This window comes from Deefgea tanakiae, assembly GCF_019665765.1.
Lineage (GTDB): Bacteria > Pseudomonadota > Gammaproteobacteria > Burkholderiales > Chitinibacteraceae > Deefgea > Deefgea tanakiae.
The window spans coordinates 1,329,784-1,352,753 of record NZ_CP081150.1 but is presented as its reverse complement, the minus strand read 5'-3'; the positions used below and the strand labels follow the sequence as shown (position 1 = coordinate 1,352,753).

Sequence of the window (22,970 nt, the reverse complement as noted above, 5' to 3'; positions counted from 1 at the left end):
CCTCTTTTGAGTGCTTTGGCTGGTAGATATATATTAGCATTTAATGATAAACAAATATTACCCGTTGGTCATCTATATCCTACCAAGCAAGGCATAAATATTTTATTTCAACACCTTAAGCCATGTCCGGCTAGCTGAGTAGTTGAGCAGATAGGTGGTAACCCTTGTTGGCATAGTCAAAAACTAAGGCTAAAGTAAGCGAATCATTCCCGTAAACAGGTGGTTAAAATGACTCCGAATCTAACAATGCAAACACTCCAAAAATGGTCTCAAGAAAATGAGCCTGAAATGACCGCATTGATTCAGAGTTTTTATGCCAATGTGCCTGAGGAAGACTTACAAGAAAGGTCGATTGAAGATTTAGCAGCTGCTGTTTTAGCGCAGCGACGTATGGCCAGAATTCGTCCTGCAAAAGAAAGACTAGTCCGGATCTACAATCCCAGCCTAAGTGAGCATGGCTGGCAATCCCCGCATACCGTCATAGAAATTACGCAAGAAGACATGCCGTTTTTAGTTGATTCAGTGGGTATTGCTCTTAACAATATGAAATGCAGTGTCTACAGGGTGATACATCCGGTTCTTATCGTCCAGCGAGATGAAGTGGGTCAACTCGTTATGCAAAAAGGGATTGAATGCAAAGAATCTTGGATGCATTTTGAGATCAATCGCATCAGTGACCCAAGTCAGATCGCAACAATTGCCAATGAAATCAATCAAGCACTCGATAGTATCGCTATCGCTGTTGCCGATTGGCCCAGTATGACGGAGCGCGTATCCAACGCGCTTGAACAACTTAGAGTGACAAAACCAGAAAAGCCTTCGACCAGCAAGAAAGAAACGATTGCATTCTTAGAATGGCTTCTGGCTGGCCATTTTGTTTTTCTCGGCTTGCGCGATTACCAATTTGAATCAGGGTCGCTCAATATTATTCCCCACTCAGGAAAAGGACTATTGCGAGATGCGGGTCTGCCCTCTCCTTCGCACGTTTGGTCGAGTCTAAGCCCAGATTTACGCGCCGTAGCCTATGCGCCAGAGCGCTTATTGATGCTCACGAAATCAGATCGTCGTTCATTAATTCATCGCTCGGCCTATTTAGACACGGTCCTGTTGCGCAACATCAGCGATTCAGGGGAACTCTTAGGTGAACTTCGCATTGTTGGTCTCTACTCCGCCAGCGCATATACCGCGCCACCGCGCCAAATCCCCATTTTGCGACAAAAAATTGATCACGCACTGAGCTATTGCAATGCAGAACTCACTGGTTATCGTGGCAAAGCATTACTCAATGTACTGGACACCTATCCTCGCGATGAACTGATCGAGATTGAAATCCCTGAGCTAGCTCGAATTGCAGACGGCATCGTGAGCTTGCACGAACGACATCGCGTCCGTGCATTTTTTAGGGATGATATTTATCGCCGCTATGTGTCCGTCATGGTGTTTGTACCGCGCGACAACTACAGTACCGACGTGCGAATTAAAATTGAAGCTTTACTGATGCAGCATTTATCAGGGAGCGCATCAGAATTCACCGTATTCTTGGGCGACAACCCGCTGGCTCGAATTCACTACATTATTCGACGAACCGCAGCAAAAACCGCCAGCTATAACAGCAAGCTGATTGAGGCCGAAATTGCCCAAGTTGCTCAGCGCTGGCAAGACGATTTGAAACAGCAACTCATTCAAAGTTGCGGTGAAGAACGCGGCTCGGTGCTGCATCAAAAATACCTGCATGCTTTTCCTGCTGCCTATTGCGCAGACTTTTCGGCGCGCGCGGCCATTTATGATATCGAATCACTAGAAACCGCATTAAATCAACAAAGCATCGTCGCGACTTTAACGCCGGGAAGTGCTTTAGATGCAGGGATCTGGCGTTTAAAGCTCTACCAACATCGCCCGATTGAGCTTTCTGATTGCCTGCCATTATTGGAAAGTCTGGGGCTTAGAATTGTCGATGAGCGGCCTTATGTTTTGCAGTTGAGTCCAGAATCCGCTTGGTTGGTGGACATCGGCGTGCGCCTGCCGGCATCAACCTCACTCGAACAGCCAGAACAAAGACAACGCCTACTTGCGGCATTTGTCGCACAAAGCAAAGGTTTATCCGAAAACGACAAGCTTAATCAACTCGTTCTGCATCATGGCTTGGCGTGGCGTGAAGTTTTTGTCTTGCGGGCGTATGCACGCTATTTAAAACAAGTCGCACTCAAGTACAGCATTGAAATGATTGCCGATTGCCTACTCATGCACGGCACACAAACCCAACAACTCGCACAAGCCTTTCAGCTACTGCATCACCCCAGTCAAGCAGAGCCCGCAGTAGCGGAAATCGTACTTGAAGAAATTGCGCAAGCTGCAAAAGCGATGCCCAATATTGACGATGAGCGCATTCTAACGTCACTGATGGCGGCGATTCGCGCAACACTACGGACTAATTTTTATCAAAATGGCGGTGATAAAACTTATCTATCGCTAAAAATTGCGTCGGCTGAAATCCCGCTGATGCCGCAACCGGTGCCAATGTGCGAGATTTTTGTGTATTCACCTCAGATGGAAGGCGTTCATTTACGAGGGGGTAAAGTCGCGCGAGGCGGTTTGCGTTGGTCTGATCGACGCGAGGATTTTCGCACCGAAGTACTGGGCTTAGTCAAAGCCCAAATGGTCAAAAATACAGTCATTGTTCCAGTTGGCTCTAAAGGTGGCTTTGTGGTTAAAAACCCGCCAGCGGAGCGGGAAGCTTTCTTAGCCAGCGGAATCGCTTGTTACCAAATGTTCATTCGCGGCCTGCTGGATTTAACGGACAACTTTAAAAATGGCCAAATCACTCCACCGAATGATGTTCTGCGCCGCGATGGCGATGATCCCTATCTTGTCGTCGCGGCAGACAAAGGCACCGCAACTTTTTCAGACATCGCCAATGCCATCTCACAGGAATACAACTTCTGGTTGGACGATGCTTTTGCCTCCGGCGGCTCAGTGGGTTACGACCATAAGAAAATGGGGATTACAGCACGCGGCGCGTGGATTTCAGTTGAGCGTAGCTTTAAAGAACTAGGTCTTGATACCAATACCGAAGCCTTTACAGCCGTTGGAATTGGTGACATGTCGGGAGATGTTTTTGGGAATGGTCTTTTACGCACCAAAACGATACGCTTGCTGGCTGCTTTTGATCACCGACATATTTTCTTTGACCCCAATCCAAATGCTGAAGTGGCATTTCAGGAGCGAGCCCGCATGTTTAACCTGCCGCGCTCATCATGGGCTGATTACGACGCCACATTAATTTCACAAGGTGGCGGAGTATTTGCTCGTAACCTAAAGAAAATAAAGCTTTCTAGTGAGATACGTACGATATTAGCGATTGAAGAGCTTGAGCTTGAGCCCGACCTCCTGATTCAAGCCATTTTAAAAGCCCCCGTTGATTTGCTTTATAACGGTGGCATCGGCACGTACGTGAAGTCCAGTACCCAAACGCAAGCCGAAGCCAATGACCGAGGCAATGATGCGGTGCGTGTTGATGGCAAAGACTTGCGCTGCAAAGTGATTGCCGAGGGCGGAAATCTAGGATTTACGCAATTGGGACGTATCGAATATGCACTCCATGGTGGCCGTATTCATACCGATGCGATTGATAATTCAGCTGGCGTAGATTGCTCAGACCATGAAGTCAATATCAAAATCCTACTCAGTAAAATTGTTAATGATGGGGACTTAACCTTAAAACAGCGCAATGAAGTACTCGCCAGCATGACCGACGAAGTTGGCCTATTGGTGTTGCGAGACAATGAACTGCAAACACAGGCGGTTTCGCTCGAGTTTTCTCAATCGTTATCTTTATTGCCCGTTCATACTCGGCTGATGCAAGCGCTTGAGCAGGCCGGAAAACTTTCTCGCCGAATTGAATATTTACCGACCCAAAGCCAACTGGCTGAGCGACAACAAAATGGTCTAGGTTTATCTCGCCCAGAGCTGGCAGTACTGTTGGCCTACGCAAAAATTGTCATCAAACAAGAGTTGCTCGCCGAAACGCTGATTGATGATCCGAAGTGGCACACTTTATTACAGCGCTACTTCCCTGCTTTATTGGTCGAAAAATTCAACAACCAAATCGCCAACCATCCATTACGCCGAGAAATCGTCGCGACTCAACTAACTAACCATGTGGTGAACCGCTACGGGATTAGCTGCGTATATCGTTTGCAAGAAGAAACAGAAAAAACCTGCAGTGATATTGTCGATGCATTGATTGCGGCAGAATCACTACTCGATAGCGAGTCTTTATCGCTAGAAATTGAACAAAGCAGCGTTATTGCCACTGGGCAAACTCTGCTTTTGCTGAGTATCAGAAGGCAAACTGAACGCGTTGCTCGTTGGTTGTTGCAGCAAAATTTAAAAGCCGCACAACTTGAGCATATGCGTACTTGTGCTGCCCTCACCTTGCCGCACCTACCCCAACAATTAATTTCAAGCCCTGCCCATGCGACACAAGCACAAGCGTGGCATAAGGCTGGCATTGGAACTGAGTTGGCAATGAAGGTCATGGCAGTGCAAGAGTCGCAATCCTTGCTTGAACTCAGTCAATTTAATAATGATTCTGGCCAGTTGGCTGAGCATATGCGTATGTATCTTGAAGTTGGCGAGGCGCTGAATCTGAAATGGCTAGCGCAAGCCATTGAGCAGTTACCACGTGACAATCGCTGGCAAACGCTGGCGAGGCTTGCTGCTCGCGATGATTTACAGCGCCTGCATATTGAATTATTTAAACAAGCTTGGGAGCAACATCGGGCCGAATTGCAGCTGTGGCTGAATCAAAATCAGCCTGCTAGAGAGCGAGTTGCTGCAATGTTTGCTGAGCTAAGTACTTCTATGCCTGATCTGGCGATGATCTCGGCGGCCCTGCGTGAGTTGCGGCAGCGCTTGATTGTTTAAATTGCGGGGGCGCCGGCGGTAAAGATAAAACTAGTTCTGTAAAATCGAACCACAACAAGTAATATTGATTATTTATTACAAGTATATCAATCAAGGCTCTATAAAATAAGGTCTTGGTTGATATACCCAATAAATAAATTAGCATTCTTTTCTCTAAGCACTACACTAGACTCCAAATTGATTCGCTAGAGAATTCATCTTGTATCTTCCAGAAATGGTCGCCCTAGAAAAAATCATTGCGCAAGCTGGATCATTGATTCGCAGCCAGCAACACGGCTGTGTGACGCACCAAGGTCAGCAATTCCCCTTGCGTAGTCTTTGTCTAGGTAGCACCGATCCCAATGCACCAACGATTGGATTTTTTGCCGGTGTACATGGCCTAGAGCGTATCGGCAGCCAGATTTTAATCGCGTTTTTACAGGGATTACTGCATCGGCTGAGCTGGGATCGTAGCTTACAATTTCAACTCCAATCGATTCGTATTGTCTTCATGCCGATTATTAACCCCATCGGTATGGCACTGAGTCGTCGCTCGAATGGCAATCACGTCGATTTAATGCGCAATGCACCGATTGATGCGGATGGAAAAACCGCATATTTAGTCGGTGGACACAGGCTGAATCCTGCTTTACCTTGGTTTCGTGGGCCAATGAACACAGACATGGAGCTTGAAAATCAAGCACTATGCACGGTGGTACAAGACTTTATGTTGAGCAGTTCCGTTAGTCTTTCCCTTGACTGTCATTCCGGCTTTGGTTTGCGAGATCGCATCTGGTTTCCATATGCCTACACCATGAAGCCGATCCCACAAGTGGCCGAGATACATGCGCTCAAACAGCTGTTCGATTGCAGCCATCCGCATCATCCTTACGTGATTGAACCGCAGGCTAAGCATTACCGCACTCATGGCGATGTTTGGGATTACCTGCATCGACAACAATCGCCGGAAAAACTATTTTTGCCGCTGACACTTGAGCTGGGTTCATGGCTATGGATAAAAAAGAATCCACGCCAATTGCTATCGATTTTAGGCTTATTTCACCCCATGGTGCCGCATCGCCAACAACGAGTGCTACGCAGCCATTTACCGCTACTTGAATTTTTAATCCGCGCCACGCATGACCACGCGACTTGGAGACCTACAGGGCAAATTCAAAAAATGCAGCAGCATCATGCCGCGATTGATCTTTGGTATCGCAAGGATAGACCATGAAAAATTGGGTTTTATTACGTGGCTTGATGCGTGAAAAACGCCACTGGGGCGTATTTGCTGACTTGCTGCAGCAGAAATATCCAGCAGATCAAATTTTGATGGTGGATTGGCCTGGGAACGGGGAATTACATCAGCAAACTAGCCTGCATCGCATCAGTGATATGGTGCAGCACTTACAAAGCACACTCACACAAAAAGGGTGTTGCGCACCCTACCATGTGATTGCTGTTTCTTTAGGGGCGATGGTAGCAATTGAATGGATGCGACAATCACCACAAGACATTGCCAGCGCAACGCTCATCAATACCAGTTTGCGACCAATCAATCCGTTTTATCAGCGGCTCAGGCCACACAACTACACGCAATTACTGAGCATGTTATTTCGAACGAATGCAGAACAAGAGCAGCTAATCCTGCAGCTCACCAGTAATCAAGCACATCCTGCGACTTTGCAGCAGTGGATTGCATATCAACAGCAACATCCCATTTCAAAATTAAATATCTTGCGTCAACTCTGGGCAGCAGCAACTTACAGAGCGCCAATTGAAACGCCACAAACAGCGTTGCAACTCATATCCAGTCAGCACGATCGACTGGTTGATCAGCAGTGCAGCCTCACCTTAGCCCAGCTCTGGGGAGTTCCGCATGCCGTTCACCCCACGGCTGGGCATGATTTGCCACTGGATGACCCTCAGTGGCTTATTGAGCACCTACCGTAAGGTTTTACTTCCTCACTTTTCTACGCAGCAGATACGAACTTCACTCAGGCCGCCTATTTCGCTTTTAGCGCATTGCCGATAGGACGAAGCATACTGATTAAAGCTGGCTCGTGTAAGATCCAATAGCAATTTAATGAGCTCATTGATATCAGTCCGACTGCCAATTTCAAAGTGCTGGCAATCAATCGGGTTATCCCAGTCGCCATCCCAAGTCAAAAAGCCATGCTGCGCAAACAAACCGGCGAAACGATCATCGGCCACTCCTGCACGCTGCGCTTTCTCTGGGTGAATCGCTAAGTGATTCAAAAAAAGTTTGGCGCGGGCCTGCGGCAGCACCTTAATGCCGCCATCCTCTGCAACATTGATATACCAAAAAGATCAATTCAAAAATTCTCAGGTAGAAACAGTTCAATAAAGTACTAGCCATGTATATCGCTACAAACTATAAATATACTGACCTTCAACTCAATACATAGTTAAAAAATACTGGTCGTTTGTATTTGAACTAAGCATCTACTCGCCAAAGACTTCTCAATCACAAAGTACGGCATAATCCGCAACTCTACTGCACTTGCAGCCGCACAGATGGAAAAGACCGATGCACGCCAAGCTTTTACTACAAGACTGGTTGAACTTACACGTACCGGGCATTGCGTTACTCCGTAATTATCCTCGTGATTTTTGGGGGCATGACTGGCGGGCGGGCTTGTCGGTCGCTGCGGTGGCAATTCCAGTAGGGGTTGCTTATGCGCAATTGGCTGGGATGAGCCCGATTGCTGGCTTGTATGCCAGTATTTTACCCATGGTAGCCTACGCTTTGTTTGGCTCGTCACGCCAATTGATGGTTGGCCCTGATGCAGCAACTTGCGCGATGGTGTTTTCCACGCTCGCGCCGATTGCGGCTGGTGATCCACATTTATACGTTTCGCTCTCCGTGAGCTTAGCTTTGCTAACCGGTATTTTTTGCTTGCTGGCCAGCCGCTTCAAGCTAGGGTTTTTAGCTGATTTCCTGTCACCACCGATTTTGGCGGGCTTCTTAAATGGCGTAGCCATCAGCATTGTGGTGGGGCAGCTAGGCAAATTATTTGGTTTTACCTTCGAAAACAATGCCCTGCTAGAAAGACTAGCCGAGCTTCCGTTTCGCCTCATTGAAGCGCACCCAATGACAACACTAATTGGCCTAGGGACATTGCTGACGCAGCAAATTGCCAAGCGACTACTGCCAAAACTACCATCCGCTTTGGTGGTGATGGTGCTAGCTGGCTTGATAACCTATGTTTTTCGTCTTGATCTGCGTGATGTGGCAGTTATTGGTGAATTACCAGCAGGCTTACCAAGACTACATTTGCCGACACTACCGTTTTCGCAATTGGGTGAAATAGTTGGTGCAGCCGCTGGCCTAGCTTTAATTAGTTTTAGTAGTGCGATGCTCACTGCGCGTAGCTTTGCCGCAAAAAATCGTTATGACATTGACCCTGATCGTGAATTTACCGCACTCGGGATGGCCAATATCGCCGCCGGTTTGTCGCAAGGCTTTGCGATTAGCGGCGCCGACTCGCGCACAGCGGTTAATGATAGTGGCGGAGGCAAAAGCCAAATGGTGAGTATCGTCGCCGCCAGTGCAATTTGCCTAGCAATGGTGCTGTTTACCAAAGCACTCTACTTTGTGCCGATTGCGGCCCTCGGCGCAGTTCTGATTACAGCCTCATTTGGCCTGATGAATTTTGCCAGTATCCAGGTTTTTCGTGCCTATAGCCGTGGCGAGTGGATAGTTGCAATCGTCACTTTAATTGGCGTTGCTTGCGTGGGTGTCATGCAAGGCATGTTATTTGCTGTTTTACTGGCTACGCTGCGCGTTTTGATTAAACTAGCGCGCCCTAGTGATACAATTTTGGGCGTTTATGAAGGCAAGCGTGCTTTTCATGATGTCAATCATCACCCAGAGGCTAAGCCGATTCCTGGCTTATTAATTTATCGCTTTGAGTCGCAACTGAATTTTTTCAACGCAAACTTTTTTCGTCAGCGATTATTGTCTCTCATTGATGGGGCTGAGGAAAAAATTGAGTGGCTGGTGATTGATGCGATGCCAATCACCCAAATCGACGCTGCGGGAGAGCAAGCAGTCTGGAGCCTACATCAAGATTTGGTAGAGCGCGGCATAACGATGACTTTTGCCGGACGAAAACGCCAGATCGAGGCTAATGCCGCTCAGCGCGGCATTAGCGAGCAAGTCAGCAATGCTTTTTTATTATTTTCAAACCTAAAGCAAGCACGAATTGCTTTTGCGGAGCGCAACGCACCGCCCAAATCAAACGTTTAAACAGCACGATTTCTTAATCGGCGTATTGCACACACTCAATGCGTGTCAATGCGCCGTCTTTTAGGTAAAAAAAGGCGTCTTGCGGCATATCTTGTTGCCACATCGCTTGTGGCGACATCCCAGCGTACAATCCGCGCAGAATACGCCCCAACAAACCATGTGCAACCACAATGATGCGAGGTGGTAGCTTGGGGTCTGATAGCCATTGCGTTAAACGTGATGTTACGTCTGCCAACTGCTCGCAACCGGGGGCATTAAAATACCAATCCGCTTGCTCAGCCAAGTCAGGGTATTTTGCAAACAAAGTCATCACCTGCTGCTTTTCCCAGTCGCCGAATGCAACTTCAATCAGGCGTGGATCAATATGAAGATGACTGGCTGGCAGACCCAATTCATTCATCAACAATTTCGCCGTTTGCTGCGCTCGCCCCAAAGGGCTTACCAGCACTTGCCACTCGCTTGGGTCACTCAATAATTCACCGAGCGTGGCACCCATGGCGCGAGCTTGAGATTCGCCAAGCTCAGTAAGTGGTGAATCACAATGGCCCTGCATGCGGCGCTCTAAATTAAATTCGGTTTGCCCGTGACGTAACAAATAGATTTCTTTAGGCATTCATCTACCCTTTCTTTGCATTCACTCTAACGTTTATTCGTCTTGTTTTTGTGCCGCAGCAGCGCGTAACTTGTCTTTTTTGCTCATTCGATGACTTTTGATGCCACCTGTACCTTGCTCTGTTGTCGTGACAACCTCTTGCGGCTCAAAACCTGCAATTTGCTCGCGCGGCACACGCATTTTGAGACGATTTTCTAACAAGCGAAAATGGGCTTCGCTACTTGCGCTAACTAAGCTAATCGCCACACCGCTCCCGCCAGCACGTGCCGTACGGCCAATGCGATGCGTGTAATCAGCTGGCGAGCGAGGCAAATCAAAATTAATGACGCATGGAAGATTATCAATATCAATTCCGCGCCCCGCCAGATCAGTAGCGACTACAACCTGGAGGTTTGAGGATTTAAACTCAGCCAATACTTGGCTGCGACGGCCTTGACTAAATTCACCGTGAAATGGAGCTGCTTTAATGCCTGCGCTTGATAAATAGCGCGCAAGTTGTTCGGTGATTACCTTGGATGCAACAAACACCAAGGCTCGCTCTTCACCACTATCGATGATCATTTGCGCCAATAATTCGGCACGGCGGGACTCATCGACCGCAATCGCTCGCTGCAAAATATTGGGCGTATTCGCCTCATTCACTTCCATTACAATTTTGCTTGGGTTTTGCAAAATACCTTCAGCCAGCGCACTGACATCGACAGGAAACGTTGCAGAGAAAAATAGGTTTTGCCGCTGCGCGGGTAGTAGCGCCAAGATTCGATTGATTTCATCGCTAAAGCCCATGTCGAGCAAGCGATCCGCCTCATCCAGCACAAGCGTATTAAAGCTCTCTGGCTTGATGGCATTTTGCTTAATCAAGTCTAATAAGCGACCAGGTGTTGCTACCAATACATCAGCGTGACCACGCAATGCCATCATTTGCGGATTGATCGACACACCACCAAATACGCTAACGACTTTGATGGCCACAGGTAAATGCTTCACTAAGCCCTTGATTTCTTCACCCACTTGCACCGCGAGCTCACGTGTTGGCACCAAAATCAATACCTTGCGCTGGGCCGTCTGTACTAATTGCAAGAGAGGCAAAGCAAACGCAGCCGTTTTACCTGATCCGGTCGCCGCTTGCGCCAGTACATCATCACCACGCAAAATCAGTGGAATCGCTGCGGATTGAATCGGTGTAGGTTGGATGTAGAGTTTTTTATTGGCAGCGGCAACAACGAGGGAAGATAAACCTAGAGCACTAAAGGGCATGAAAAGCCTTAATCAAATAAAACATCAATACCGCATGATACCAAGCCTCAACACTTGGCGATAAGAAACATCGAAAAGCTTGAGTTAATCGGCAATTTGTCAGTCAACCTAATCGTTATTCATTTTGCACAATTGAAACAAGTGCAGCCTGTTTTACGACAAGCCTACGGCTGATGCAATAAAATCAGCAAACAGTGGGTACCAAAAGATCATCAGCAAGGTTTGTTTTATGAACAGCACATTGAGCAACAAGCAGGTAAACCGCCTTGAGCAGCGCACACTAAGCATTTCCATTTACACCATCATCGCACTAGCCATCGCCGGCATTGGTTACGGTCTCTATATTGGATCAGATGCGGTGATGCTGGATGGTTTTTATGCGCTAACTAGCTTAATGGGCTCAGGACTCTATTTGCTAGCTGCCAAAGTGGTTGAAAAGCCCGCGGATCGCCATTTTCAATATGGTTACGCGCATATCGAGCCGCTAGTAAACAGCTTCAATAGTTTGATCTTGATGATTGTTTGTATTTATGCGTTTTTTAATGGACTTCGCGGCTTGGCAAGCGAGGGCAACCCCGTAGACGCTACAGAAGTTGTTGTTTACAGCCTACTCAGTGCAGTCGTTTGTGCTGTGGTATGGGTACATGAGCGGCGCGTAGCAAAACGCTGTGACTCAGATTTAATTCGTAACGATGCTCGTGAGTGGATGGTTAGCATGAGCTTTAGTGTTGTGACTGGCTTAAGTTTTGCCTTAATCTGGGTTTTGCCAGAGCCCGCGCGAACTTGGTGGGCCAATTATGCGGATAGCGCAGTTTTATCGATCTTAGCTTTGTGCTTGGCGCCGCTGCCAATGAAAGCTTTTTATACCAATATGCGTGAAGTCTTAGTAATAACCAACCCGAGTGATGAGATTACTTTGCGCGTGGCAGAAGTTATGCAAAAAGTAGAGGCTGAATATGACATCGCCGAATCGAGCTGCCACATCGTCAAGTCTGGACGTATTTATGTGATTGAAATCAATATCATGGTCGGCCCTGATTTTACAGTAAGCAGTGTTAATGAACTTGATTTGTTACGAAGCAAGATTTGGCAAGAGATTGGCCTACCACTCGAAGATGCATGGCTCGGCATTTCATTTACAGCCAACCCACGATGGCTATAGGTTTAATTGCCGCCGAAAACAGAGAAAATTTAAATAACAACAAGCATCGATTATGGGCGGGCGCTGCCTGCGCTATCCAAAAAGACCTGATTGGTGCTACAATCGCCGTCTTTTACCAACAATAGCCATTGCTATTAAGTGGTTGATTAATATAATTTTTAACCTAATTTATATTATTTCTACATTTATAGCAGTGGCCGACGCGGATTCATCGCATGGAAGCGGAACAGCTTAATCAGATTGAAAACCAGCTCAAAGAGCTAGGTTCACGCACAGAAGAACTCAAGCGTTACCTCGACTACCCAGGTAAAGTCGATCGACTAGAAGAAGTCGTTCGACTCTCTGAAGCACCAGAAACTTGGAACGACCCTAAAAAAGCACAAGAAGTTGGCCGCGAACGCAAAGCGCTGGAGGATATCGTCCTCGTGCTGGATCGTGTTGCTGACGGCGTAACGGATTCGCTTGAACTATTTGAAATGGCCAAAGCAGAAGGTGATTTCGGTACGGCAGAAGTCATTAGCGAAGACTACGTAGCGCTTGAAACCGAAGTCGCCAAACTTGAATTCCGCCGGATGTTTAATAATCCGATGGACCCAATGCCGTGTTTTATCGACATTCAATCGGGTGCAGGTGGAACTGAGGCGCAAGATTGGGCGGGCATGTTACTGCGTATGTACGTTCGCTACGGCGAGCGAAAAGGTTTTTCAGTTGAAGTGATGGAGCAATCCGACGGCGACATCGTCGGCATTAGCCAAGCGACCATTAAACTCACTGGCGATTACGCATACGGCTTTTTGCGCACCGAAACTGGCGTACATCGCCTAGTTCGTTGCTCACCGTACGACTCAAACAATCGCCGCCACACTTCATTCGCATCAGTGTTTGTTTACCCTGAAGTCGATGACAGTTTCGAAATCGACATTAACCCATCTGACGTGCGTACCGATACATATCGTGCATCAGGCGCTGGTGGTCAGCATATTAATAAAACTGACTCTGCGGTTCGTTTGACGCATATCCCGACCAATACAGTAGTGCAGTGCCAAAACGATCGATCTCAACATAAAAATCGTGACGAGGCATGGAAAATGCTTCGCGCGAAACTTTATGAGCTAGAACTACGTAAACGCATGGAAGCACAGCAATCGCTCGAAGCAACAAAATCAGACATCGGCTGGGGCCATCAAATTCGCTCTTACGTGTTTGACCAAAGCCGCATCAAAGATCTACGCACGAGCTATGAAGTCGGCAACATCAAAGGCGTCATGGATGGCGACTTAGATAACTTTATTGCGGCCAGCTTGAAGCAAGGCGTGTAATTTTTTAATCTCGGGAGGCATAGACTTATGCTTCCCGTTGTTTTGAATGTAATCAGTGGAAAAATCATGAGTGAAGTGAAAAGCCAAGAAGTTGAAGTGCAAGTCGACGAAAATCAAATCATCGCTGAACGTCGCGCCAAATTGGCAGCGATTCGCGCCAAAGGCATCGCCTTCCCGAATGATTTTAAACGCGAACATTTATCTGGCGATCTGCATGAGCAGTACAACGCGCTAGAAAAAGACGAGCTCGAAGCCAAAGCGATCAGCGTTTCGGTAGCTGGCCGCATGATGCTCAAGCGCGTAATGGGTAAAGCCAGCTTCGCAACAATTCAAGACAACGCGGGCCGCATTCAGTTTTATATCAGCGGCAATAGCGTTGGCGAAGCCGTTTACGATGATTTCAAAACTTGGGACTTGGGCGATATCGTTGCTGCACGTGGCACATTGATGAAGACCAAAACAGGTGAATTGTCGATTCATGTTACCGAACTACGCCTGCTAACCAAATCACTCCGCCCGCTCCCAGACAAGCATCACGGCATGGCTGATCAAGAGCAGATTTATCGACAACGTCATTTGGACTTGATTACCAATGACGTGAGCCGCGGCACTTTTATCAAACGCTCAAAAATCATTCAACGCTTGCGCGAATTTATGGTGGGTGAAAACTACCTCGAAGTTGAAACACCGATGATGCACAGCATTCCGGGTGGTGCGACAGCCAAGCCATTCGTGACGCATCACAATGCGCTGGATATGCCGCTTTATTTGCGGATTGCGCCGGAGCTGTACCTAAAACGCCTTATTGTTGGCGGTCTTGAGCGCGTATTTGAAATTAACCGCTCATTCCGTAACGAAGGCATGAGCACGCGTCACAACCCAGAATTCACGATGATCGAATTCTACGAGGCATATGCCGATTACCAGCGCATGATGGATATGTCAGAAGGTATTATCCGCGCCTGCGCGATTGAAGCGACTGGCCATGCTGTTGTGACCTACCAAGGCAAAGTGGTTGATCTTTCAAAACCATTTGCACGATTTACGATTGCCGGTGCAATCAAGCATTACAACCCAGAATACACCGACGAACAACTGAATGATCGTGCCTTCCTTAAATCGGAAATCGCACGTCTTGGTGGTAAGCCTGTTCTTACAGATGGTATCGGCGGCCTACAACTGAGTTTGTTTGAAGAAAACACCGAAGGCAAATTGTGGGAGCCAACTTTCATCGTTGACTATCCTGCCGAAGTATCACCACTGGCACGCGCATCCGACACACAAGCAGGCTTAACTGAGCGTTTCGAATTGTTTATTGTGGGTCGTGAACATGCCAATGGCTATTCGGAGTTAAATGACTCTGAAGATCAAGCCGCGCGCTTCCAAGCCCAAGTAGATTTGAAAGACAAAGGTGATGATGAAGCGATGCATTACGATGCAGACTATGTTCGTGCTCTCGAGCACGGCATGGCACCAACTGGTGGATGTGGCATTGGTATCGACCGCTTGGTCATGCTACTCACTGACTCACCAAGCATTCGTGACGTCATTTTGTTCCCGCAAATGCGCCGCGAAGACTAGTCGATGTATCGTCGGCTAGCCGTTTATTCATAATGGCTAGCTACATATACCTAACAATAAAAAACCGGCCTTGGCCGGTTTTTTATTGCATATCGAATGGGTGTTTATTTTTCTTGGCTTGCGTCTTGCTCAGCTACCGCATCTTTCAACGCCTTCGCCGGCGTAAACTTCAATACGCGCTTTGCTGGAATCTGTACAGCTTCGCCAGTCCTTGGATTGCGCCCCATACGCGCATCGCGTGATTTAAGTGCGATCTTAGCCACATTCGGCAAGACCACCTCACCACCACCACTCACTGTCGCCAAAATAACGTCAGACAATGTTTCTAGTGTCGCCGCCACGGCTTTTTTCGACACTTCAGGGTGATCAATCGCAACTAGGTTGTGCACGATGGAGATCAATTCAGTTTTATTCATAAGAAAGACCTTTAAATGGCCGCAAGAAAAATTTGATTCCACATTATGCCGTAGACCAGAAAAATTAGCTTGCGCTTTGCGCACACAAAGCCTTTTATGCCAACGGCACTATTACCTCGCATTTAATGCGTAAAGCACGGAAAATGGCACCTCACAAAGAGAAACTCAATGCCAAGCCAACGTATTCAACCCATCAGCCAGCTCAGTTTACTGACTTTATTATTTCCACTGGCACTCGTGCTGTTTGAATTTGCCACCTACATTTCAAACGACATGATTTTGCCCGCCATGCCAACCATCGTGCATTTATTTAGCGTCGATCCAAGCCACATTCCATCGGCGATGTCCTTATGCCTTTTGGGTGGCGCAAGCCTGCAATGGATACTGGGGCCGCTCTCAGACCGAGTTGGGCGCAAACCGGTCATGCTCGTAGGTGTAGCGCTGTTTATTTTTGCTTGTATCGCAATTATTTTTGTTCGCTCTTATTCATGGTTTTTGTTCTTTCGTTTCTTGCAAGGTACCGGAATGTGCTTTATTGGCGCAGTGGGCTACGCAGCAATTCAAGAAAGTTTTGTTGAAGCCACCGCCATTCGCGTTACCGCCCTCATGGCCAATGTCGCCCTGATCGCACCGCTCATTGGCCCTTTAGCAGGCGCCATGGTGTTACAAGTCACCGGCTGGGAATGGATCTTTATTTTTGTAGCCATCATTGCGACGATTGCTGCGGCAGGTCTGTGGCGCTTTATGCCTGAAACCTCGCCCAAATTGAGCTCACCATTAAACCTAAATAGTCTGCGCACTGATTATATGGCGGTACTGCGCAACCGACGATTTATGGCGGGCGCGATTTCAATTGGCTTTACGTCGATGCCTTTGCTGGCTTGGATTGCTTTGGCGCCGATCATATTAATGCAGGATGCAGGCCTTTCTACGATTGATTACGGTTACTGGCAAATCCCCGTTTTTGCAGGGCTGATTCTCGGCAATATCATTCTGGCGAAAATCGTAGGTACCGTGCCAATTTATCGAATTATCAAATTCGGTTCAATTCCATTTATGCTGGGATTTGCGCTCAGTCTGCACTTGATTTATGAGCCGGAAGCTTGGCAATGGTTGGTTGCCTCACTATCCATCGGTGCGATTGGGATCGGCATCATTAATGCTGCGCAATTTAGACTGGCTCTATTTGCCAGCGATCAAAGCAAAGGAACTGTTTCAGCCACACTGGGCATAATTGTAATGATTATCTTCTCAGTTGGGATCGAACTATCTAAAATCGCGCATGAATTAGCGGGCAATGGCGGATTTGTTGTTGTTTGCTTGCTTGGGGCATGCACCGCAGTATTGGCGCGCCGCCGCTTCTTGCGCGGGCAATTTGGCGAAGAAGCACAGTAAAGCGCCAACCTCTCAACAGAACCCTCAATGGAATTGCAAATGTCTATCGAAGGCGAAAATTTGATTAACGCTTTTAAGCTACTGGGCAAATCAATAGGCCAGCAATGGGCAAATAAAGATAGCTTTGCAATTCTGCTCAGTGATTTCAAACAAGGCGCAACTTTTATTGATCTATGCCGACGTTGGCTACAAGATGCTGAGCGTAGCCAAAGGCTGCATTGCATTGGCTTTGTTTCCAATAATTTTTCATGTCCACCACTTACAAGCACTATCGAAACACGCAGCGAAGATTCAACAGAATTAGACTCTTTAATTGCTGAGCTATCGAAAAAATGGCCACTGCCGATTGCAGGCTTTCACAGGATTTATCTAAAAAACAGTACAGTAATGCTTACCTTGGTACTGGGTGATTTTGAATCCCAGCTATTCGAAGTGTCAGGCCCAATTAACGTTTTTATACTAAATCACGAATGCGATGAATTGCATTTACAGACACTTAAGCAAATATATCGCCTCAGCCAAGCCGATAGCACGATACTGAGCCTAAGCAGCAGCCAAACTAGCCAAGACCTGCTCGTAAAAACGGGCTTTTTACCGCATCGGCACTGCACACCGCAAGGCGCGTTTCTGACTGCAACGATCCAGAGACCACCTCGAACTCAGTTGCAATGCCCCACCACAAAAGAAGCCATCATTATCGGCGCAGGCATTGCCGGTTGCGCGCTAGCAAATTCCCTAGCCCGTCGCGACTGGAAGATTCGGTTGATTGATTCGCAGACACAGATCGCCAGCCAAGCTTCCGGCAATCATATTGGCTTGTGCCACCCTACTTTTAGTCTCGATGATAATTTCCAAGCTCGGCTTTCACGTGCAGGTTTTTTTACCACCCAGCAAAAGCTCAAAGAGCTACTTCACCATAAACAGCCTGTGCACTTTGGGATGGAAGGGCATTTTCAAATCGCCAAGGACAGTGAAGCGGCAGAACTAATGCAAGCCATACTTAAGGAACAGCGACTCCCTGAGACATTGGTTCGTTGGCTAGGCGTACAACAAGCGGTGTCGCAGTTAAATATCGAATGCGAATTCGGAGGCTGGTGGTTCCCTCAAGGTATGTGGATCAACCCAGCCAGTTCGTGCAATGGGTATATCAATGAATGCATTGACAATATTGATCAATCATTAAATACCTATATTGAACGCATTGATTGCAATGCATTAGTTTGGCATTTGTACGATTGTGAAGGCCAACTCATCGCAAGTACAGAAACACTCATTTTGGCCAACGCACACGATGCCGCACGACTCTTATCCAACACTGATTTAGCACTGAGCAGCAGCCTGCGCAGCGTAACTCGCATACCTGCAAACCATCTCAATGCCACGAGCACGGGCATCTCAGGCGCCACTTACCTTACCGCTGAATTTGATGGTTGGCGCTGCGCTGGCGCCAACTTAGTTCGCAGCAACGACAACGAATTGGAAGTCGAGGCTAGTAATTTAAATGACTTGGCGAACTTAATTGGCGCATCAGCGGTGCTGAATACATCAGGAGCACAAACTCGCCAATGCGTACGCCCTAACTCGGCAGATCGATTACCCTTGGTAGGCGCAATACCAGATACCCAGCCGATCAGCCATTCCGTCCATCAACTGTTTCATATTCCCAAATCTGCCGGTCTGTTTGCAATCTTAGGCTTTGGTTCGCGAGGTCTGAGTTGGCACGCACTCTCCGCTGAAGTACTTGCTTGCCAACTCAATAATGAGCCGCAAGGTATTGAGCGTAGCCTCATTAACGCGATTGACCCGAGTCGCTTTGTATTGCGTCGACTCAGGAAGTTAAGCTCACAGAAAAAACCATAAAGCAATGCAGATGAAGTATTTTTGAAGGGTTACAGTTCCAGAAATACTCAAATTGAATGACAAATAACAATACAGTTTGCATCTGATCATTTAGCCGCGCCTTACGTATAGTTCGTATATCGCTTAAAACTTAATGAGAGAACGTCATGCAAACCAGTCAACTTAAAGCTGCAGAGGTTTATTCATTTGTCTCTGCACCAGTCTGGATTCGCTGTGAGTCAGGTCAACTCTGGATCAGTCATGATGGTGAGGACGTTGTTTTGGCGCGCGGAGAGAAATACCTTGCCAGTGGCAACGACCGCATCGTAATAGAAGCCCTACAAGATAGTCACTTCAACACCCTCAAGGCGTCAAATACTGAAAAGACGCCAGTAAAACACACTGCCCGCTTATCACAGTTAGCCGCAGCGCATTAAAATCAATTTAACCGCTTATCAGTCAAAAACAACGCCAAAGCAAACTGATGTTGCAGTTCAATCATTAGCCTGCCGATATTAGTATTACGGCAGGCAGATTGCATTTCATTCGGAATGCCCCGCCCCGCCAAGGGAGGGCATCATGCTCCGAAAATCCCTAGTTAGCCTTATTGCCGCTGGCTTTATGATGCCTAGCGCTGCTCACGCAGAGCTTATCGATGGCCTGCTCAATGTGAACGACATCCTTGGTAGCTTATGCGGCCAGCGCATGATCGTACTTTGGGTTGATGAGACAGAGCAAATGCCGCCGTGCGTTATGGCCTATTCGGCAGGTTGCGTTGAAGCTCAAGGCAATGGCCCGCAAAGCTGCATCCAGCAAGTGCAGGCACTTTCGGTAGAGTCTGGGCAGCTGCAGCCAACCGATGCGGTGAGTGTTAAGTAATTTCTGCCATGCTGCTTGTTTGCGACTGTTGTAGCAACTGCTGAGCAAGCAGGCCGAGACGCTCAATCGCCTTTTCGTGACGAACAGTCCATGGCTCACCACAGCAAATTCGCAAACAATTGTGGTAGCTGCGGCTAGGCGAAAACATGACGCCGGGGGTGAAGCTAATGCCTTCAGCCAAAGCCAACTGCAACAATTGCAGCGTCTCAATCTGGGTATTGAGCTCCACCCAAAGCACATAGCCACCCTGCGGCACAGTGAGCCTTGTGTCGGCAGGAAAAAACCTCTGGATTGCATCGACTGCATCATTCACTTGTTCGGCGCAATTTTTCCTCAAGCGACGCAGATGATGATCGTAGCCACCGCTTTCTAAAAAGTGCGCGATAGTGCGCTGAAGAACCAAAGAGGTTGAAAAAGTATTAATAAATTTGAGCTGTTCTATTTCTTTTTGCCAACGCCCACCTAGCACCCAACCAATCCGAAATGCGGGGGCTAATAATTTTGTAAACGAAGCAATGAGCATCACATTGCCCGTTTGATCGTACGCTTTCGCAGGCCTTGGGCGGTCACCTTGATAATAAAACTCACCATAGATGTCATCTTCAATCAGTGGAATATTTCGCTTATCAAGCAACTCAACCAAACGTCGCTTGTTGTCATCGGGCATTAAACTACCGCAAGGATTCGAATAGTTGGGTAGCAACACACAGGCTTTAATATCACCATTGCGCGAAGCCAACTCTAGCGCTTCAATAGAAATACCGGTTTTTGGGTGCGTCGGCAACTCAAGCGCTTTCAGCTTAAAACTTTCTAAAATCTGCAAGAGTCCAAAATATGCTGGCGATTCAATTGCGACCACATCACCCGGCTTGGTCACCGCGCGCAGGCACAAATTAAGCCCTTCGATTGCTCCGTGCGTAATCAATACATCGTCAGCTTCGACTTGCCCACCCCAAGTTAAAGAGCGCCTCGCTATTTGACGACGCAATTCAATGTCACCGTGCGACTCACCGTAGTTGGCAATAATATCAGGATCGTTCCGGGTAACTTGGGATAGGATTCTTTGGATCTGCTGATTTGGAAATAGCTTGGGCGATAGAATCGCCAAACCAAAATCGACTTTGACATCGTTAATGTGCGATAAGGCACTAGGCGTTAGCAAGGGGTCAATCACCACCTGTGAGGGGCGTTGTGGTGGCTTGGTGAGCTCAGGCGACGCCAAATGGCGTATGGCACGCACATAAAATCCAGACTGTGGCCTTGCCTCCACCAAACCGCGATCTTCAAGCTCGCGGTAGGCTTCCATGATGGTCGACAAACTGAGCTGTCTTTCCGAGGAAAGCCTGCGAATCGAAGGGAGCTTTTCACCTGAGCGCAAAATACCTGCTTGAATCGCCTGTGCAAGCTCTTCGGCCAATTGGTAATACAGCGTATCTGACTTTTTGCGATGATTTTCTGAGCTAACTAAATCTGCCATTTAAGTGACCTCTATGCCAAGTGAAAACTATAGCCGAGTCCGAATCAAATAAACAGATTTGAAAATTAAATATTTATAAAAAATTGTACCGTATCAATTTTTTGAATTTTTTTCCGCAACTGCAGCTGTGCTGGCTGCCAGCGTAGGCCGACTGGCTGCTAACGGCGTGTGATCCAAAACCTGAAAAAAGACTTCTTCGTGTCGAATCATACCTAGCTCGTTTCTAGCGCGCTCTTCAATCGCGTCTGTTCCCGTTTTTAAGTCACGCACCTCAGCTTCAAGTGCATCATTACGTTCTTTTAATTTGGCGTTTGCTGAACGATGCTCGCTCAGTTGCGTATCAAGCTGCCAAACGCGCAGCCAACTTCCTTTGCCGACCCATAATGGCCACTGTAAAGCAACAATCACTGCCGCCAAAAAAATCGCAAGTATTCGCATACCATTCCAAACAATAAAATAAAACCGGAGCAAGCCCCGGTTTTATATCTTACTACAGACGTTAACTAGGTTGCATGCAAGGCAATCGCAGCAACATAGAAAACAACATTAGCCTTTCAATTGATAAAACGCGTCGATACCTGGGTAAACCGCTGCATCACCCAATTCTTCTTCGATACGCAAGATTTGGTTGTATTTAGCGATACGATCAGAACGGCTCAATGAACCTGTTTTGATTTGCATGCAGTTTGTTGCAACTGCCAAATCTGCAATTGTTGAGTCTTCAGTTTCACCTGAGCGGTGGCTCATCACAGAAGTGTAGCCACTGCGTTTTGCCAACTCAACCGCAGCCAAAGTCTCAGTCAAAGAACCAATTTGGTTAACTTTAATCAAGATCGAGTTGCAAATGCCTTTTTTGATACCTTCAGCCAAGATTTTGGTGTTAGTAACAAACAAGTCGTCGCCAACCAACTGTACTTTTTTACCCAAACGATCAGTCAGTACTTTCCAGCCATCCCAATCGCGCTCACCCATACCATCTTCAATGGAGATAATTGGGAATTTGTTAACCAAGCTTTCTAGGTAATCAACCATTTCAACTGAGGTGAAAGTACGGCCGCCTGATTTTTTGAATACGTAGTTGCCAGTGGCTTTATCAAAGTATTCAGATGCTGCGCAATCCAAAGCAATACGGAAATCAGTACCCGCTTTGTAGCCTGCTTTTTCAATTGCAGCCATGATCAAGTCAAGTGCTTCTTCTGGACCCGCAACGTCAGGTGCAAAACCACCTTCGTCACCCACTTGAGTTGGCATGCCTTTGTCGTGCATGATTTTTTTCAAGTTGTGGAATACTTCAGCACCGTAACGCAATGCTTCACGGAATGTTGGTGCGCCAACTGGAACAATCATCAATTCTTGGAAATCCAAGCTGTTTGATGCGTGCTCACCACCGTTGATGACGTTCATCATTGGTACTGGCAAGGCCATAGGGCCTGAGCCACCAATGTAACGATACAATGGTAAGCCAGCTTCTTCAGCAGCAGCTTTAGCTACAGCCATTGACACCGCCAAGATCGCGTTTGCACCAAGTTTTGATTTATCTTCTGTACCATCCAAATCCAGCATGGTTTGATCGATAAACGTTTGATCCGCCGCATCAAGACCAATGATGGCTTCGCAAATTTCTGTATTGATGTTTTCTACGGCTTTCAAAACGCCTTTGCCCAAATAGCGAGATTTATCGCCATCACGCAATTCAAGTGCTTCACGTTCGCCAGTCGATGCGCCAGATGGTACAGCGGCACGACCCATTACACCTGATTCTAAAAGTACATCAGCTTCTACAGTTGGATTGCCACGTGAATCCAAAATTTCACGTGCGATCACTTCAACGATTGCGCTCATCGGTTCTATACC

18 protein-coding genes are annotated in these 22,970 nt (G+C 47.3%); 11 read left to right on the top strand and 7 right to left on the bottom strand.

The window, feature by feature from the left end; genetic code table 11:
* Positions 1-288: 288 nt before the first annotated feature.
* The 3 genes from K4H28_RS06355 (at position 289) to K4H28_RS06345 (ending at position 6,858) form a co-directional block, all read left to right on the top strand.
* The gene (locus K4H28_RS06355) at positions 289-4,926 is read left to right on the top strand and encodes an NAD-glutamate dehydrogenase (protein WP_221007534.1); all 4,638 of its coding nucleotides are present in this window, start codon (positions 289-291) and stop codon (positions 4,924-4,926) included.
* Between the two features lie 199 nt (positions 4,927-5,125).
* Complete coding sequence (locus K4H28_RS06350) at positions 5,126-6,139, top strand: DUF2817 domain-containing protein (RefSeq protein ID WP_221007533.1); 1,014 nt, start codon at positions 5,126-5,128, stop codon at positions 6,137-6,139.
* Positions 6,136-6,858 carry an alpha/beta fold hydrolase gene (locus K4H28_RS06345; protein WP_221007532.1) on the top strand — a complete coding sequence of 241 codons (723 nt, stop codon included), beginning with the start codon at positions 6,136-6,138 and terminating at the stop codon, positions 6,856-6,858. Before K4H28_RS06350 ends, K4H28_RS06345 begins: the two co-directional genes overlap by 4 nt.
* Positions 6,859-6,870: 12 nt before the next feature.
* Here K4H28_RS06345 and K4H28_RS06340 read toward each other — a convergent pair whose 3' ends face one another.
* Positions 6,871-7,194, bottom strand: a complete 324-nt coding sequence (locus K4H28_RS06340; RefSeq protein WP_221007531.1) for a M15 family metallopeptidase — start codon at positions 7,192-7,194, stop codon at positions 6,871-6,873.
* A 262-nt stretch (positions 7,195-7,456) separates the two neighbouring features.
* On the opposite strand from K4H28_RS06340, the gene K4H28_RS06335 reads away from it, so the two are divergent.
* On the top strand, positions 7,457-9,178 hold the full coding sequence (locus K4H28_RS06335; protein WP_221007530.1) for a SulP family inorganic anion transporter: 1,722 nt from the start codon (positions 7,457-7,459) through the stop codon (positions 9,176-9,178).
* A gap of 13 nt (positions 9,179-9,191) precedes the next feature.
* On the opposite strand, the gene K4H28_RS06330 is transcribed toward K4H28_RS06335, so the two are convergent.
* Together K4H28_RS06330 and K4H28_RS06325 are read right to left on the bottom strand one after the other, a co-directional pair.
* Positions 9,192-9,791 (bottom strand): histidine phosphatase family protein, encoded by a 600-nt coding sequence (locus K4H28_RS06330; RefSeq protein ID WP_221007529.1) that lies wholly within the window; start codon positions 9,789-9,791, stop codon positions 9,192-9,194.
* 33 nt (positions 9,792-9,824) lie between these two features.
* A complete protein-coding gene (locus tag K4H28_RS06325; RefSeq protein ID WP_221007528.1) occupies positions 9,825-11,048 on the bottom strand; it encodes a DEAD/DEAH box helicase in 1,224 nt (407 codons plus the stop codon).
* Between the two features lie 229 nt (positions 11,049-11,277).
* Between K4H28_RS06325 and K4H28_RS06320 the strand changes: the two genes are divergently transcribed.
* The 3 genes from K4H28_RS06320 (at position 11,278) to lysS (ending at position 15,110) form a co-directional block, all read left to right on the top strand.
* Positions 11,278-12,210 carry a cation diffusion facilitator family transporter gene (locus K4H28_RS06320; RefSeq protein WP_221007527.1) on the top strand — a complete coding sequence of 311 codons (933 nt, stop codon included), beginning with the start codon at positions 11,278-11,280 and terminating at the stop codon, positions 12,208-12,210.
* 215 nt (positions 12,211-12,425) lie between these two features.
* Positions 12,426-13,529 carry a peptide chain release factor 2 gene (prfB, locus tag K4H28_RS06315; protein ID WP_221007526.1) on the top strand — a complete coding sequence of 368 codons (1,104 nt, stop codon included), beginning with the start codon at positions 12,426-12,428 and terminating at the stop codon, positions 13,527-13,529.
* Between the two features lie 66 nt (positions 13,530-13,595).
* Positions 13,596-15,110, top strand: a complete 1,515-nt coding sequence (lysS, locus tag K4H28_RS06310; protein ID WP_221007525.1) for a lysine--tRNA ligase — start codon at positions 13,596-13,598, stop codon at positions 15,108-15,110.
* Between the two features lie 104 nt (positions 15,111-15,214).
* Here the strand turns inward: lysS and K4H28_RS06305 are convergent, their stop codons facing one another.
* A complete protein-coding gene (locus K4H28_RS06305) occupies positions 15,215-15,526 on the bottom strand; it encodes an HU family DNA-binding protein (protein WP_221007524.1) in 312 nt (103 codons plus the stop codon).
* 168 nt (positions 15,527-15,694) lie between these two features.
* On the opposite strand from K4H28_RS06305, the gene K4H28_RS06300 reads away from it, so the two are divergent.
* The 4 genes from K4H28_RS06300 to K4H28_RS06285 all read left to right on the top strand — a co-directional run bounded on the left by K4H28_RS06300 (position 15,695) and on the right by K4H28_RS06285 (position 19,639).
* Entirely contained in the window at positions 15,695-16,921 is a 1,227-nt protein-coding gene (locus K4H28_RS06300) for an MFS transporter (RefSeq protein ID WP_221007523.1), read from the top strand.
* A gap of 39 nt (positions 16,922-16,960) precedes the next feature.
* Complete coding sequence (gene mnmC1 / locus K4H28_RS06295; protein WP_221007522.1) at positions 16,961-18,781, top strand: FAD-dependent 5-carboxymethylaminomethyl-2-thiouridine(34) oxidoreductase MnmC1; 1,821 nt, start codon at positions 16,961-16,963, stop codon at positions 18,779-18,781.
* A 146-nt stretch (positions 18,782-18,927) separates the two neighbouring features.
* Positions 18,928-19,197 (top strand): DUF2917 domain-containing protein, encoded by a 270-nt coding sequence (locus tag K4H28_RS06290; RefSeq protein ID WP_221007521.1) that lies wholly within the window; start codon positions 18,928-18,930, stop codon positions 19,195-19,197.
* A 142-nt stretch (positions 19,198-19,339) separates the two neighbouring features.
* Positions 19,340-19,639: a hypothetical protein gene (locus K4H28_RS06285; RefSeq protein ID WP_221007520.1), complete on the top strand. Its 300-nt coding sequence runs from the start codon at positions 19,340-19,342 to the stop codon at positions 19,637-19,639.
* On the opposite strand, the gene K4H28_RS06280 is transcribed toward K4H28_RS06285, so the two are convergent.
* The 3 genes from K4H28_RS06280 to eno form a co-directional block, all read right to left on the bottom strand.
* Positions 19,632-21,116, bottom strand: coding sequence for an aminotransferase-like domain-containing protein (locus K4H28_RS06280; protein WP_221007519.1), 1,485 nt, complete (start codon positions 21,114-21,116; stop codon positions 19,632-19,634). The genes K4H28_RS06285 and K4H28_RS06280 overlap by 8 nt on opposite strands.
* Before the next feature lie 93 nt (positions 21,117-21,209).
* Positions 21,210-21,554, bottom strand: coding sequence for a cell division protein FtsB (ftsB, locus tag K4H28_RS06275; RefSeq protein ID WP_221007518.1), 345 nt, complete (start codon positions 21,552-21,554; stop codon positions 21,210-21,212).
* A gap of 108 nt (positions 21,555-21,662) precedes the next feature.
* On the bottom strand, positions 21,663-22,958 hold the full coding sequence (gene eno, locus K4H28_RS06270) for a phosphopyruvate hydratase (protein WP_221007517.1): 1,296 nt from the start codon (positions 22,956-22,958) through the stop codon (positions 21,663-21,665).
* Positions 22,959-22,970 lie beyond the last annotated feature (12 nt).

Bases quoted from the DNA above. Each gene is read 5' to 3' on its own strand.
- K4H28_RS06355 (WP_221007534.1), top strand. From the start codon at position 289: ATGACCGCATTGATTCAGAGTTTTTATGCCAATGTGCCTGAGGAAGAC.
- K4H28_RS06345 (WP_221007532.1), top strand. From the start codon at position 6,136: ATGAAAAATTGGGTTTTATTACGTGGCTTGATGCGTGAAAAACGCCAC.
- K4H28_RS06335 (WP_221007530.1), top strand. From the start codon at position 7,457: ATGCACGCCAAGCTTTTACTACAAGACTGGTTGAACTTACACGTACCG.
- K4H28_RS06330 (WP_221007529.1), bottom strand. From the start codon at position 9,791: ATGCCTAAAGAAATCTATTTGTTACGTCACGGGCAAACCGAATTTAAT.
- K4H28_RS06325 (WP_221007528.1), bottom strand. From the start codon at position 11,048: ATGCCCTTTAGTGCTCTAGGTTTATCTTCCCTCGTTGTTGCCGCTGCC.
- K4H28_RS06320 (WP_221007527.1), top strand. From the start codon at position 11,278: ATGAACAGCACATTGAGCAACAAGCAGGTAAACCGCCTTGAGCAGCGC.
- prfB (WP_221007526.1), top strand. From the start codon at position 12,426: ATGGAAGCGGAACAGCTTAATCAGATTGAAAACCAGCTCAAAGAGCTA.
- lysS (WP_221007525.1), top strand. From the start codon at position 13,596: ATGAGTGAAGTGAAAAGCCAAGAAGTTGAAGTGCAAGTCGACGAAAAT.
- K4H28_RS06305 (WP_221007524.1), bottom strand. From the start codon at position 15,526: ATGAATAAAACTGAATTGATCTCCATCGTGCACAACCTAGTTGCGATT.
- K4H28_RS06300 (WP_221007523.1), top strand. From the start codon at position 15,695: ATGCCAAGCCAACGTATTCAACCCATCAGCCAGCTCAGTTTACTGACT.
- mnmC1 (WP_221007522.1), top strand. From the start codon at position 16,961: ATGTCTATCGAAGGCGAAAATTTGATTAACGCTTTTAAGCTACTGGGC.
- K4H28_RS06290 (WP_221007521.1), top strand. From the start codon at position 18,928: ATGCAAACCAGTCAACTTAAAGCTGCAGAGGTTTATTCATTTGTCTCT.
- K4H28_RS06285 (WP_221007520.1), top strand. From the start codon at position 19,340: ATGCTCCGAAAATCCCTAGTTAGCCTTATTGCCGCTGGCTTTATGATG.
- K4H28_RS06280 (WP_221007519.1), bottom strand. From the start codon at position 21,116: ATGGCAGATTTAGTTAGCTCAGAAAATCATCGCAAAAAGTCAGATACG.
- ftsB (WP_221007518.1), bottom strand. From the start codon at position 21,554: ATGCGAATACTTGCGATTTTTTTGGCGGCAGTGATTGTTGCTTTACAG.
- eno (WP_221007517.1), bottom strand. From the start codon at position 22,958: ATGAGCGCAATCGTTGAAGTGATCGCACGTGAAATTTTGGATTCACGT.